The sequence below is a fragment of the Kitasatospora sp. NPDC056076 genome, from assembly GCF_042266305.1.
In the GTDB taxonomy this organism is placed as follows: domain Bacteria; phylum Actinomycetota; class Actinomycetes; order Streptomycetales; family Streptomycetaceae; genus Kitasatospora.
The window spans coordinates 6,538-20,433 of record NZ_JBHJWG010000079.1 but is presented as its reverse complement, the minus strand read 5'-3'; the positions used below and the strand labels follow the sequence as shown (position 1 = coordinate 20,433).

The window sequence follows — 13,896 nt, the reverse complement described above, 5'->3', positions numbered from 1 at the left end:
GGGTGCGGAGGCCGCCCCGGCCGAGCAGGCCGCGCCCTCCGAGCAGGTGGCCGGGGCCCGGCCCGGCAAGGCCGGCGGCCGGGCGCCCAAGGACTCCTACCAGACGGGCGAGTTCACCTTCGTCGACGAGGAGGCGGAGGAGTCCGAGGACGTCATCGACTGGTTGAAGTTCGCCGAGTCCCGCAGCGAGGTGCGCGCCGAGCGCCGCCGCAAGCTCAAGAACCGGCTGGTCGGCCTCGGCGTGGTGCTGGCGCTCGCGGCCGGCGGCGTCGGCGGCTACCTGTGGTTCACCGGGGACAAGCCGACCGCGGCCGCCGCGGCGGGCGGGCGGCAGGTCAACGTCGTCCACCTGCGCGACCTCCAGGGCAAGGTGTCCAGCGCGCTGCTGGTCGACGACGCCTCCGGGCACAAGGGCACGGTGCTGCTGCTGCCCGACGTGCTGCGGCTGCCCGGCCCGGGTGACCCGCCGGTGACCACGGTCGGCCAGGCCATGGACGCGATCGGCGCCTCGGCGACCCGCGACGGCCTGTCCACCGTGCTCGGCGCCCCGGTGGCCGGCACCTGGCGGCTGGACACCCCGTACCTGGAACTGCTGGTCTCCCAGCTCGGCGGCGTCCGGGTGGACACCAACGCCGAGACCCGCGAGGGCGGCAAGCCGGACGGCAAGCAGCTCTCCCCGGCGGGCAAGAACACCCTGCTCAGCGGGAAGGCCGCGGTCGCCTACGCCACCCTCCAGGCGCCCGGCGAGAACCGGGACGCCCAGCTGGCCCGGTTCGGCCAGGTCATGGACGCCGTGGTGCGCACCATGCCGACCACGTTCAAGGACGCCAAGGACGACGTGCACCGGATGAACGCGGTGCTCGACCCCTCGCTGCCCGAGGACGCCCTGGCCGGCGTGCTCACCCAGCTCGCCCAGCAGGCCAAGGACGGCCACTTCGGCACCACCGCGCTGACCGTCAAGCCCGACGGCACCCTGGACGAGGCGACCGCCGGCAAGCAGGTCAAGGACGTGCTCGGCGGCACCGTGAAGTCCGCAGCGGCCGGCGACGCCCCCGCCCGGGTCTCGGTCCAGGACGCCTCCGGCAACGACGCGGCGGGCGCCGCGGCGCAGGTCCAGATCGTCAACTCGGGCCTGACGTTCATCCCGGGCGGTGCCAAGACCGCGCCGCAGGCCACCAGTGAGATCCGCTACACCGACGACGCCCGGCAGGGCGCGGCGAAGTCCCTGGCGACCAGCCTGGGGCTGCCGGACACGGCGGTGAAGAAGGTCGGCGACGCCCAGAACGCGGACCTGGTGGTCGTGCTCGGCAAGGACTACCAGCCGCCGAAGACCCAGTAGCGGACCGGCTCCGGCCCCTCGCCCGCCCCGCGGCCCCGGAAATGCGTTCCGAGGCCGCGGGGACGGCGTGAGATCCTGGAAGGCGACCCCTGCCGCCGTGCCGGGGCCGTCCCACGCCGCCGAGCCGGAAGAACACCGTGACCGTCACCGACCACAGCCAGCAGCTCATCAACGTCGCCGCCCAGGCGGCGGCCGACAAGCTCGCGCACAACATCATCGCCTTCGACGTCAGCGAGGTGCTGTCGATCACCGACGCCTTCCTGATCGCCTCCGCGAACAACGACCGCCAGGTCCGCTCGATCGCCGAGGAGATCGAGGACCAGCTGCGCGAGCAGCTGGACATCAAGCCGGTGCGCCGCGAGGGCGAGCGCGAGGGCCGCTGGATCCTGCTCGACTACCTGGACATCGTCGTGCACGTCCAGCACTCCGAGGAGCGCTCCTTCTACTCGCTGGACCGCCTCTGGAAGGACTGCCCCGAGCTGCCGCTGCCCGAGGACGCCGTGGAGTCGCGCAACCGCCCCGACGCGATCACCGACGACGCCGGCAACGCCGTCGCCCCGGCCGACGACTTCGGCAAGCCCGAGGACCTGCACTGAGCAGGGATGCGCGCGGCCCGCGCGTCGTCTTCTGGCGGCACGGCCAGACCTCCTGGAACCTCGAATCGCGCTTCCAGGGCACCACGGACATCGACCTGACCGGCCAGGGCGTGCTGCAGGCCCAGCGGGCGGCCCGGCTGCTCTCCGGCCTGCACCCCGACCTGCTGATCTCCTCGGACCTCAAGCGCGCCCGGCGCACCGCCGACGAGCTGGCCCGGGTCACCGGACTGGACGTGCAGCACCACGAGGGGCTGCGGGAGACGTACGCGGGCTCCTGGCAGGGCCTGACCAACGCCGAGATCCGTGAGCGCCACCCGGAGGAGTACGCGGCCTGGGCGGCCGGGGAGCCGGTGCGCCGCGGTGGCGGCGAGCTGTCCACCGAGGTCGCCGACCGCTCGGTGCCGGTGGTGCTGGAGGCGGTCGCCAAGCTGCCGGAGAACGGCACCCTGGTCGTGGTCAGCCACGGCGGCACCATCCGGACCATGCTCGGGCGGCTGCTGGGGCTGGAGCCTCCCGTGTGGGAGTGCTTCGGCGGGCTGTCCAACTGCTGCTGGTCGGTGCTCGGCAGGGGGGCGCGCGGTTGGCGTCTGCTGGAGCACAACGCGGGCACGCTCCCGCAGCCGGTGATCGGCGACGACACCTGACGGCACTCGGCACCTGACGGCACTCGGCGACGGGGGCTTCGAGGGGCCCGGAAGGAGCGGATTTCGCAGTTCCGGGCCTGACCAGCTAGAGTCTTCCTCGTTCGCAGGGAAGGAACGCGGCCCGGAAGGGAAGCGGGAGATCCGGTGAGTGCGGGGCTATAGCTCAGTTGGTAGAGCGCTTGCATGGCATGCAAGAGGTCTGGGGTTCAATTCCCCATAGCTCCACTCCGCATCGGCGGTCGTGGAAATCGGAGTTCCGGAGCCAGGTCGCCAGTGTCGCGGGGCTATAGCTCAGTTGGTAGAGCGCTTGCATGGCATGCAAGAGGTCTGGGGTTCAATTCCCCATAGCTCCACAGTGGTTCGAGAGGCCGTCACCTGAGGGTGGCGGCCTTTCGCGCTTCCTGGGAGGGGATCGCGGGGTGGGGGCCCTCGGGGTCCTGTGCCCCGTACCCGCGCCCTGCTGTTCGCCCGGGTGCAGGCGGGGACGGTGCCAGGCGGCTCGGGTCGGCTCGGGTCGGCTCGGGTCGGGTCGGGTCGGGTCGGCTCGGGGACCGGGGGCGCGGTGACCGGGGGTGCGGTGACCGGCCCGGGAAGCGGATTTCAGGAGCACCCCCAGGACCGTGTAAAGTAGTCGATGTCGCCGAGGGAAACCGGACGGAAACGACGGGAAACCCGGTGACATCGCAGGTCAAGGGGCTATAGCTCAGTTGGTAGAGCGCTTGCATGGCATGCAAGAGGTCTGGGGTTCAATTCCCCATAGCTCCACAGCGATCAAGAGCCGCCTCCCGTTATGGGGGGCGGCTCTTCGCCGTTGTGTGCATGCCACCGGCGGACGGGGGGGAAAGACCGCTACCGTCGTGCCATGGCCGATCTGCAGCGAAGGCGGAACGAGGAGCTGGCCCGGATACTGCACCAGCTCGGCTGGAGTCCGGAACGGCTCGCCCGTGAGGTGAGCCTCGCCCTCCCGCCGGGCCTGGCGATCAGCTCCACCGCCCCGTACAAGTGGCGCGACCGCGGCATGGTGCCGCGCAGCCCGCACGACCAGACGGTCTGCGAGGTGCTCAGCCGCACCCTCGGCATAGCCGTCACCTACGAGCAGCTCTGGGGCCGGATGGGCGGCCACCGCGGCGCCAAGATCCTCTCGCCCCGGCTGCTCACCGACCCGTGGACCGCCGACACCGCCCAGACCGCGCTGCGCGAGGCCGCCACCGACGCCGGACCGGTCCGGCTCACCGACCTGTTCCGCAGCGCCGACCTCGACCACGCCGCCGAACGGCTCTCCTCACCGCCACCGCCGGTCGGCGGCGGCGAGGGCGCGCTGCGCGTCGACCCCACCCTGGCCGGCGAGCTCGGCCTCTCCTACCGCAGCAAGCAGCGCCTCGAACGCTCCTGCGGCGGCGGCCTCGTCCTCGGCCCCACCCGCGCCGAACTCGCCATGCTGGCAAAGCTCCTGGAGCTCGGCGCGTACGACGAACGACTCGGCCGCGAACTGTACGGCACCGCCAGCAGGCTGGCCCGGCTGGCCGGCTGGGCCGCGTTCGACCTCGGCCACGACGCGGCCGCCCAGCGGGCCTTCGTCGCCGCGCTGCGCGCCGCCCACGTCAGCGGCGACGTCCGGCTCGGGGTCGCCGGGCTCGGCGCGCTGGTGGCCCTCGCCACCCAGGGCAGCGGCGGGCGCGGCCTGGACGCCGTCACCGCGCTGCGCACCGCCCTGGACGCCCACGGGCCCGCGCTCAGCCCCACCGGGCGGGCCCGCCAGTACGGCAGGATCGCCCGCGCCCACGGCCGCCGCGGCGAGGCCGACCAGGCCGAGGCGGCCGCCGCCCGGGCCTTCGCCGAGATCGACGGCGTCCCCGGCACCGAGGAGGCCCGGGCCGACCTCGCCGGGATGGTGGGGGAGGGGCGGCTGGCGCTCGGTCAGCACCGGATGGCGAAGGCCCTGCTCGCCGAGGCCGTCGCCGGGCTCGGGTCGGGGCGCGCCCGGTCCAAGGCGCTGCTGATGGTCCGGCTGGCCGAGACCCACCGGCGGCTCGGCGACCAGCGGGAGGCCGCCCGGACGGCGGGGCTGGCGCGCGCGCTCGCGGCGGGGATGCAGTCGGAGCGGCTGGCCAGGGCGCTGCGGGACTTCGAGGCGGCGGGGCTGCGGGACGGCGGGGCGGCGCGGGCGGCTACGCCGTAGGCGGTGAGGGTGGTGGGGGTGGTGGGGGCCGCAGGGGTGCGGTGCCGCCGGTGGGACGGCCAGGAGAGCCCTGACCTGCTTGCGGTACCCTGAGCCCATGCGAACCGTGCGCCTGCTCCTTAGCCGGCCGCGCTGACCAGGACCGGCCGCGCCCTCGGGCGGTGCCGGAGTCGGCGTGGCGTCCCCTCCTGCGAGGGGATTTTTTGTTTTCCGCCCCCGCCCGCGCCGTGGGAGGGGTCCACGGTCGGCCGCGTCGCGGTTCGCCAACTGACACCGATGGAGCTTGAAGGACCATGAGCGAGACGACCCCTGCGTCCGGCGCGGCCGAGACCGCGACCGAGCCGTTCCGGTACAGCGCCGCGCTGGCGGCGGAGATCGAGTCCCGCTGGCAGGACATCTGGGAGAAGGAGGGCACCTTCCACGCCCCCAACCCCACCGGTGAGCTGGCCGACCCGGCCGCCGGCGACGTCGCCGCGAAGCCGCACAGCTTCATCATGGACATGTTCCCGTACCCCTCGGGCGCGGGCCTGCACGTCGGCCACCCGCTGGGCTACATCGCCACCGACGTCTTCGCCCGCTACCAGCGGATGACCGGCCACAACGTGCTGCACACGCTGGGCTACGACGCCTTCGGCCTGCCCGCCGAGCAGTACGCGGTGCAGACCGGCACCCACCCGCGGGTCTCCACCGAGGCCAACATCGCCAACATGCGCCACCAGCTGCGCCGGCTGGGCCTGGGCCACGACCCGCGTCGCTCGATCTCCACGATCGACCCGGACTACTACCGCTGGACGCAGTGGATCTTCCTGCAGATCTTCAACTCCTGGTACGACGAGGCGGCCGGCAAGGCCCGCCCGATCGCCGAGCTGGTCGCCCGGTTCGAGTCCGGCGAGCGTGAGGTGCCGGGCGGCCGCGCCTGGGCCGAACTGACCGCCGGTGAGCGCGACGAGGTGCTGGGCGAGTACCGCCTGGCGTACGCCAAGGAGGTGCCGGTCAACTGGTGCCCGGGCCTGGGCACCGTGCTGGCCAACGAGGAGGTCACCGCGGACGGCCGCTCCGAGCGCGGCAACTTCCCGGTGTTCAAGTCCAACCTGCGCCAGTGGATGATGCGCATCACCGCGTACTCCGACCGCCTGATCGCCGACCTGGACCTGCTGGACTGGCCCGAGGCCATCAAGCTGCAGCAGCGCAACTGGATCGGCCGCTCCGAGGGCGCCCGGGTCGACTTCGCGGTCGACGGCGGGAAGATCACCGTCTTCACCACCCGGCCCGACACCCTGTTCGGCGCCACCTACATGGTGCTGGCGCCCGAGCACGACCTGGTCGACTCGATCGTGCCCGCCGCCTGGCCGGAGGGCGTGCCCGCCGAGTGGACCGGCGGCGCCGCCACCCCCGCCGAGGCCGTCGCCGCCTACCGGGCCACCGCCGCCGCCAAGTCGGACGTCGAGCGCCAGGTCGAGGCCAAGGTCAAGACCGGCGTCTTCACCGGCGCCTACGCCGTCAACCCGGTCAGCGGCGCGTCCGTCCCGGTGTTCATCGCCGACTACGTGCTGATGGGCTACGGCACCGGCGCCATCATGGCCGTCCCCGCCCACGACCACCGCGACTTCGCCTTCGCCCGCGCCTTCGCGCTGCCGATGCGCTGCGTCGTCGAGCCCACCGACGGGCGCGGCTCGGACCCGGCGGAGTGGGACGACGCCTTCGACACCTACGACTCGGTCATCGTCAACTCGGTGCGCTCCGAGGGTGATTCGGCGCAGTCCTCGTCGCTGTCCCTGGACGGGCTGAGCGTGGTCGACGCCAAGGCCGCCGCCACCGCCTGGCTGGCCGAGCGCGGCATCGGCGAGGGCACCGTCAACTACCGCCTGCGCGACTGGCTGTTCAGCCGCCAGCGGTACTGGGGCGAGCCGTTCCCGATCGTCTACGACGAGGACGGCGTGATGCACGCGCTGCCCGAGTCGATGCTGCCGGTCGAGGTCCCCGAGGTCGACGACTACTCGCCGCGCACCTACGACGCGTTCGACTCCGCCTCCTCGCCGGAGACCCCGCTGTCCCGCAACGAGGACTGGGTCAACGTCGAGCTGGACCTGGGCGACGGCGTCCGCAGCTACCGCCGCGAGACCAACACCATGCCCAACTGGGCGGGTTCCTGCTGGTACGACCTGCGCTACGTCGACCCGACCAACGCCGACGCGGTGGTCGACCCGGCCAACGAGCGCTACTGGCTGGGCCCCACCGAGGCCAAGCCGGCCGGCGGCGCCGACCTGTACGTCGGCGGCGCCGAGCATGCCGTGCTGCACCTGCTGTACGCCCGTTTCTGGCACAAGGTGCTGCACGACCTGGGGCACGTCTCCTCCGTCGAGCCGTTCCACAAGCTGTTCAACCAGGGCATGATCACCGCGGACGTCTACCGCGACGAGCGCGGCTTCCCGGTGCCCGCCGCCGAGATCGAGGAGCGCGACGGCAAGTACTTCTGGCAGGGCGAGCCGGTCAAGCGCGAGGCCGGCAAGATGGGCAAGTCCCTGAAGAACGCCGTCGCCCCGGACGAGATCGCCGACGAGTACGGTGCGGACACCCTGCGCCTGTACGAGATGTCGATGGGCCCGCTGGACGTCTCCCGTCCGTGGGACACCCGGGCCGTCGTCGGCTCCTACCGCTTCCTGCAGCGGCTGTGGCGCAACGTCGTCTCCGAGGGCACCGGCGAACTGGTCGTCACGGACGAGGAGCCGGACGACGCGACGCTGCGCGCCCTGCACAAGGCGATCGACGGCATCCGCGGCGACATGGCCGGGCTGCGCTTCAACACGGCCGTCGCCAAGGCGATCGAGCTGAACAACTACCTGGTCAAGCGCGGCTCCACGCCGCGGGCCGTGGCCGAGCAGCTGGTGCTGATGGTCGCGCCGCTGGCCCCGCACATCGCCGAGGAGCTGTGGCGCCGCCTGGGCCACGGCGAGTCGCTGGCGCACACCGACTACCCGGTCGCGGACCCGGCGTACGTGGTCGACGAGTCGGTGACCTGCGTGGTGCAGATCAAGGGCAAGGTCAAGGCCCGGCTGGAGGTCGCGCCGGGCATCACGGACGCGGAGCTGGAGGCGCTGGCGCTGGCGGACCCGGCGGTGGTCGCGGCGATCGGTGACGCGGCGGTGCGGAAGGTGATCGCGCGGGCGCCGAAGCTGGTGAACATCGTGACCGGCTGAGGTCGGTTCGGGACGGCTCCGGACTGGAGTTGATCGGGCGGGTGTCCTTCGGGGCGCCCGCCCGGTGTTCTGTCCGGACCTCGTGCGAGGGTGCGGGGTGGGGCGCAGGGGGCAGAGGCGCAGGTGGAGCGCGGGCGGGCCCTCCGGGAGATCCCGGATCTGTCCCTGATCTCCGTCCGCCGGGCCCGTTCCGGGCGTTCCGGGCCCGGGTGCGGCGGCTACGGTGGAACCCACGGCAGTGCGGCCCGCGTTGGGCCCGGTGGGGGCCGAAACGGCGGCGGAAGGTGACGCGCGATGGACGTGTTCGGCGTGATGATCGGCTTGGTCCTGCTCTTCGGGGTCGCGACGCTCGTCCTGGCCGTGGTCGGCACGGTCAAGGCGGCCAAGGCCGTTGCCGCGAAGGTCGAGAGGCACGAGGCCAACGCCCGGCGCGCCGTCGAGACCGCCACCCTCAAGGCGAAGAAGTACACCAAGGTCGGCCCGCCCGCGCAGATCGCCACCGTCCGCCTCCAGCTGCGGACCTCGCTGGACGGCACCCGACACGTGCTGGAGGGCGGGCTGGAGCAGGACGGCCAGCTCGGCGAGTCGCTCGCGCTGCTCACCCGGCTCGACGCGCACGCGGCCGAGCTGGACGGCGAGCTGCGGGTGCTGGAACGCGAGCCGGACACCACGCGGATCGCGGCCAAGCTCCCGGAACTGCGCGAGCGCGCGGAGCGGATCACCCACGCCGCGGAGACCATGCGGTGGGCGGCCCAGGACCGGATGCACCGGTTCGCGGACGACGAGCTGAGCCGGCTGAGCCAGGAGTGCGAGAGCGAGGCGGGGGCGCTGCGGCACTGGGACACGGCGGGGGGCGGTGCTGCCGGCTCGGGTGCGGGGGCTGCTGCTGGTGCCGGTGCGGGGGCTGGAGCTGGGGCAGGCGGGGGTGCGGGTGCGGGTGCGGGTGCCGGTGCGGCCCGGGCCGGGCTGACGGACGGCAGGGGGCGGCCCAACGCCGAGGACCTCCTCGGGCTGGCCGACCCGCTGGCGAAGCTGGCGCAGCGGCTGCGGAAGCCGTCGGCGGGGCCCTCCACGGGGCCGTCCGCGAGCTGATTCCCGCGCGCGGCCGGGCCTGCCCAGGAGCGTGCGGACAGCTGCTGTCATCCCGGACGAACGGGGAGTAACCTCCGCCTCATGCCCTCCGACCTCGCACTTGTCACCGATTCCACGGCCTACCTGCCGCAGGCGGCGCTCGACCGGCACGGGATCACGGTGGTACCGCTGAGCGTCGCGGTCGGTGACGAGGTCCGCTGCGAGGGCGTCGAGATCTCCCCGAAGGACGTCGCCGAGGCGCTGCGCGGCAAGCAGCGGGTGACCACCTCCCGGCCCAACCCGGAGACCTTCGCCGCCACCTACCGGGCGGCCGCCGAGGCCGGGGCGCGGGGAATCGTGTCGGTGCACATCTCCGGCGAACTGTCCGGCACGGTCGAGGCCGCCCGGCTGGCCGCCGCCGAGGCGCCGGTGCCCGTGCGGGTGGTGGACAGCCGACTGGTCGGAATGGCCCTCGGGTACGGCGTGCTGGCGGCGGCCGAGGCGATCGAGGCCGGCCTGGGCCTCGCGGAGGCGGCCGGGGCGGCGACCGATCGGGCGGCCGGGACCAGCGGCTTCTTCTACGTGGACACCCTGGAGCACCTGCGCCGGGGCGGGCGGATCGGGGCGGCGCGGGCGCTGCTCGGTTCGGCGCTGGCGGTCAAGCCGTTGCTGCACCTGGACGGGGGGCGGATCGAGCCGCTGGAGAAGGTGCGGACGGCGTCGCGGGCGATCGCGCGACTGGAGGAGATCGCGGTCGAGCGCTCGGGGGAGGGCGAGGTGGACATCACCGTCCACCACCTGGCCGCCGAGGAGCGGGCCGAGCAGCTCGCGGAGCGGCTGCGGGCGCGGGTGCCGGGGTTGCGGGAGCTGTACGTGGGCGAGGTCGGGGCGGTGATCGGCGCGCACGTCGGGCCGGGGCTGCTGGCGGTGGTGGTCGCGCCGCGCTGAGGCGGCGGGGGATGGGCGGGTCGGGGCGGCTCGGGTCAACTGCGTGATGGTGTGGCCACTCGTGTGAGTGACACTTTTTATCCACAGCCCCCGGGTTTTCCACAGGCTTTCGGAAATTTCCGCAGCCTCTGCGAAGTGCTCCTAGCGTCCTCGCCATGACGACCTTGGGCCTGGGCGCGGCGAAGCGCCAAGCGATCGACGAGACGGTACGGCTGCGGATGGCGGCGCTGTTGCCGACAGAGGACGAGCCGATGGTCAGCGAGCCGTCGGGCCGTGAGCCGACTGCCGGCCAGCCGCCGGAGGGTGGTCCGGTGGCGGCCGTACCGCCTGCCGCAGTGCCGCCGGGGGCCGGCCCGCCCGAGTCGGCGCACCTCCCCGATCCGCCGGGCGGCGGGGCGCGGCTGCGGTTCGCCTCGGCGTTGGCGCTCGACCGGCGGGCGGTGGCCGGGTTGGCCGTCCTGCTCCTCTTCGCGGTGGGCTACGCCGTGCAGCACTTCTGGCTGGCCCGACCGGAGGCGGTCGCCGTTCCGGCACTGGCGGCCGCGTCGGCGCCGCCGGAGCCGGGCCCGCCCGCCACCGACGGCCCGCCCGGCAGCGGGGCCGGGCCACCCACGGGCCCCGCGGGCCCGGGCGCCGAGCCCGCCGTCGTCATCGACGTCGGCGGCCGGGTCCACCTGCCCGGTCTGCACACCCTGCCCGGGGGATCGCGGGTGGCCGACGCGCTGCGGGCGGCTGGCGGTCCGCTGCCGGAGACGGACACCCGGAGCCTCAACCTGGCCCGCGTCCTGATGGACGGTGAGCAGATCACGGTCGGTGAGCAGGCGCTCGTTCCCGTACCCGTCCCCGCTCCCGGAGGCACCGGCGGACTGCCCGGTGCCGGTACACCGCGACCACCCGTCAGTCTCAACCGCGCCACCCTCGAACAGCTCGACGCCCTCCCGGGCGTCGGCCCGACCCTCGCCCAGCGCATCCTCGCCTACCGCGCCTCGCACGGTTCGTTCCGCTCGGTCGACCAGCTCCGGCAGGTCAGCGGCATCGGTGCCCGCACCTTCGCCGAACTCCGTCCGCTCCTCACCCTCTGACGTCCCCCTGTTCCCGACCCTCTGTTCTCATCCCTCTTCCGGCCCCGTTGCGGGCCCCTCGCCGATGCCGAAAGGAGGTACCGCCGTGACCGCCACCACCGCGTCGCTCCCGCGCACCCGCTCCTCGGGCGCCGACTTCCGACTGCTGCTGCCCGCCGTCTCGGCCTGGTTGGTCACAGCGGTGCTCCTGCCCGTGGAACCGGGGTCCGAGCCGCTGATCCTGCTGTCGGCGGGTGCCGCCGTGCTCGCAGCCGTCCTGCTGCTCGCCCGGCCGGGCCTGCTGCCCCGGCGCGGGGCGGCAGTGGCGTTGGCGGCCGTCCTGCTCACCGGTGCGGCGGCCGCGATCGCGACCCCGTTGCACACTGCCGACCTGCACCGGGGCCCGCTGCCGGAGCTCGCCCGCGCGGCCGAGCACGCGCCGCCGCGCGCCCCGGGCACGCCCGCCACGGCGGTCGAGGTGGAGCTGACCGTCGCGGGGGACCCCAAGGTCCACACCTCCCGGGGCGGCACCACCGGTGGGCAGAGCCTCCTCACCGTCGAGGCCGTGGCCGACCGCGCGACCGTCCTCCCGGACGGACGGGCCACCCGGACGCACACCCCGGTGACGGTCATGGTCCGCGGGGTGGAGAGCGACTCCTGGCTGCGGCTGCTGCCGTCCGAGCGGCTGGCCGTCGAGGCCGAGGTGCGGCCGGCGGGAGAGGGCTACGACACCGAGTCCGCGGCACTGCTGCTCGTCCACGGCCCGCCCCGGCAGCTCGCACCGCCGAGCCTGCCGCAGCGGATCGCCGGGCGGCTGCGCGAAGGCCTGCGCACGGCCAGCGACGGGCTCCCGCCGGACGCGCGCGGGCTGCTCCCCGGGCTGGTCGTCGGCGACACCTCGCGATTGCCCGACGACCTGGTGGACGCTTTCCGGGCCACCGACCTGGTGCACCTGGTGGCCGTCAGCGGGGCCAACCTGGCGATCGTCCTCGGCGTACTGCTGGGCGCACCGGCGCAGGCCGGCACGGCGGAACGGCGCGGACTGGCCGCGCTGTCGGGGCTGTCGCTGCGCACCAGTGCCCTGGCCGGTACGGCGCTGACCCTGGCCTTCGTGACGGTCTGCCGACCTGAACCCAGCGTGCTGCGGGCGGCGGGCACGGGACTGATCGGCATGCTGGCCCTGGCCACCGGCCGCCCCCGCCAGGCCGTACCGGCGCTCGCCGGGTCCGTCCTGGTCCTGGTGCTGCTGGACCCGTACCTGGCGCGATCCTTCGGCTTCCTGCTCTCGGTGCTCGCCACCGCCGGGCTGCTCGTCCTCGGGCCGCACTGGGCCGAGTCCCTGCGGGCCCGGCGGTGGCCGCACCACCTGGCGGGTGCGCTGGCGGCCACAGCGGCGGCGCAGGCACTGTGCGCACCGGTGACGGTGGTGCTGTCCGGGCACATCAGCCTGGTCGCGGTGCCGTGCAACCTGCTGGCCGAACTGGCGGTGGCGCCGGCGACGCTGCTCGGCTTCGGGGTGCTCGCGCTGCAACCGTTCTTCCCGTCCCTGGCCCGGCTGCTGGCCGAGCCGGCCGGGGTGCCGGCCGGCTGGCTGGCCTTCGTCGGTCGGCGCGGGGCCGAGCTGCCCGGTGGGCAACTGTCGTGGCCCGGAGGCTGGTTCGGGGTGGCGACGGTCGCCCTGGCGACCCTGGCGGCCTGCTGGGTGGCGCCGCTGCTGCTGCCCCGCCGGGCGGAGTCCGGCCGTCCGCCGGGTGCCCGTCGTCGTTGGGCCCGGGCCGTGGTGACCGGCGTTCTGCTGGTGGTGCTGCTGGGCGTGCTGCTGCGCCCGCCGCAGCTGGCCCGGATCGCCACGGGCTGGCCGCCGCCGGGGTGGCGGCTGGTGATGTGCGACGTCGGGCAGGGAGACATGTTGGCCCTGTCGACCGGTGCGCCGGACAGCGCGGTGGTGATCGACACCGGGCCGGATCCGGACGCCGCCGACCGCTGCCTGCGGGAGCTCGGCATCACGACCGTGCCGCTTCTGCTCCTGACGCACTTCCACGCGGACCACGTCGAAGGCGTGCCGGGGGTGTTGCGGGGGCGCCAGGTGGGCGCGGTGGAGGGCACGGTGCTGGACGACCCACCGGGAGAGGCGGCCCGGGTGACGGCCTGGGCGGCGGGCGCAGGCGTACCGCTGTTGCGTGCGGGGCGTGGTGAACGGCGTTCGGCCGGTGCGGAGTTGTCCTGGGACGTGGTGTCGCCCGCTCCAGGGGCGGCCGTCGAAGCGCCGGGAGCGAACAACGCGAGCGTGGCACTGCTCGTCTCCTCGGCCGGCGGTCTGCGGATGGCACTGCTGGGCGACCTCGAACCGCCTGCCCAGTCGGCCCTGTTGGGGCGCCTCGGGAGAGTGGACGTGTTGAAGGTCGCGCACCACGGCTCGGCCCACCAGGACTGGGACCTGACCGGTGCCCTGCGGCCCCGGCTCGCCCTGATCTCCTGCGGCGAGGGCAACCCGTACGGGCATCCGTCGCCCCGTACCGTCGACCGCTTGCGTGCGTCGGGTGCCACTGTGCTGCGCACCGACCGGGCGGGGGACATCGCCGTGACCGGCGACTCCCCGGCGACCCTCGCGGTCGCCGTCCACCCCCAGCCCGCCCACGGCACCCGCGCCGGGCACACCGCCCCGGGGCACTCCACCCGTGGGCCCCGCGCTCCGCCCGAGTGACCCCGCTCTCCTTCTTCCCTCCACGAGGTGGGGTGGGCAGGGGGTAGGGGTGGGGGAGGTGGAGGGAGGGTGGGAGGGGGGCGGGGCGGGGGCCCCGGGGAAAGGGATTGCGGCGCGGGACCGGGCGGGACGGAGGGAGCGCCGCGATGAGGGACCC

9 protein-coding genes and 3 tRNA genes are annotated in these 13,896 nt (G+C 74.2%); all 12 read left to right on the top strand.

The annotated features are described in order from the left end of the window. Positions 1–1,339 (top strand): LCP family protein (locus ACFC1T_RS36765; protein ID WP_375896678.1); only part of this gene is annotated, 1,339 nt, incomplete at its 5' end. A 137-nt stretch (positions 1,340–1,476) separates the two neighbouring features. After that, positions 1,477–1,935 carry a ribosome silencing factor gene (gene rsfS / locus ACFC1T_RS36760; protein WP_375896675.1) on the top strand — a complete coding sequence of 153 codons (459 nt, stop codon included), beginning with the start codon at positions 1,477–1,479 and terminating at the stop codon, positions 1,933–1,935. Further along, entirely contained in the window at positions 1,932–2,579 is a 648-nt protein-coding gene (locus ACFC1T_RS36755; protein ID WP_375896681.1) for a histidine phosphatase family protein, read from the top strand. The genes rsfS and ACFC1T_RS36755 overlap by 4 nt, the downstream gene beginning before the upstream one ends. Before the next feature lie 152 nt (positions 2,580–2,731). Next, a tRNA-Ala gene (locus tag ACFC1T_RS36750) sits at positions 2,732–2,804 on the top strand. 55 nt (positions 2,805–2,859) lie between these two features. Continuing rightward, positions 2,860–2,932, top strand: a tRNA-Ala gene (locus tag ACFC1T_RS36745). 339 nt (positions 2,933–3,271) lie between these two features. Continuing rightward, positions 3,272–3,344 (top strand) — tRNA-Ala (locus ACFC1T_RS36740). A gap of 97 nt (positions 3,345–3,441) precedes the next feature. Next, positions 3,442–4,758, top strand: coding sequence for a hypothetical protein (locus tag ACFC1T_RS36735; RefSeq protein WP_375896673.1), 1,317 nt, complete (start codon positions 3,442–3,444; stop codon positions 4,756–4,758). A 293-nt stretch (positions 4,759–5,051) separates the two neighbouring features. Continuing rightward, positions 5,052–7,955: a leucine--tRNA ligase gene (gene leuS, locus ACFC1T_RS36730; RefSeq protein ID WP_375896670.1), complete on the top strand. Its 2,904-nt coding sequence runs from the start codon at positions 5,052–5,054 to the stop codon at positions 7,953–7,955. 294 nt (positions 7,956–8,249) lie between these two features. Further along, positions 8,250–9,047, top strand: a complete 798-nt coding sequence (locus ACFC1T_RS36725) for a hypothetical protein (protein ID WP_375896668.1) — start codon at positions 8,250–8,252, stop codon at positions 9,045–9,047. Between the two features lie 81 nt (positions 9,048–9,128). Beyond that, a complete protein-coding gene (locus ACFC1T_RS36720; RefSeq protein ID WP_375896665.1) occupies positions 9,129–9,974 on the top strand; it encodes a DegV family protein in 846 nt (281 codons plus the stop codon). Positions 9,975–10,129: 155 nt separating this feature from the next. Then, a complete protein-coding gene (locus tag ACFC1T_RS36715; protein ID WP_375896663.1) occupies positions 10,130–11,056 on the top strand; it encodes a helix-hairpin-helix domain-containing protein in 927 nt (308 codons plus the stop codon). An 85-nt stretch (positions 11,057–11,141) separates the two neighbouring features. After that, the gene (locus tag ACFC1T_RS36710; RefSeq protein WP_375896661.1) at positions 11,142–13,739 is read left to right on the top strand and encodes a ComEC/Rec2 family competence protein; all 2,598 of its coding nucleotides are present in this window, start codon (positions 11,142–11,144) and stop codon (positions 13,737–13,739) included. The last annotated feature ends 157 nt before the right edge of the window (positions 13,740–13,896 follow it).

Bases quoted from the DNA above. Each gene is read 5' to 3' on its own strand.
- ACFC1T_RS36735 (WP_375896673.1), top strand. From the start codon at position 3,442: ATGGCCGATCTGCAGCGAAGGCGGAACGAGGAGCTGGCCCGGATACTG.
- ACFC1T_RS36725 (WP_375896668.1), top strand. From the start codon at position 8,250: ATGGACGTGTTCGGCGTGATGATCGGCTTGGTCCTGCTCTTCGGGGTC.
- leuS (WP_375896670.1), top strand. From the start codon at position 5,052: ATGAGCGAGACGACCCCTGCGTCCGGCGCGGCCGAGACCGCGACCGAG.
- ACFC1T_RS36715 (WP_375896663.1), top strand. From the start codon at position 10,130: ATGACGACCTTGGGCCTGGGCGCGGCGAAGCGCCAAGCGATCGACGAG.
- ACFC1T_RS36720 (WP_375896665.1), top strand. From the start codon at position 9,129: ATGCCCTCCGACCTCGCACTTGTCACCGATTCCACGGCCTACCTGCCG.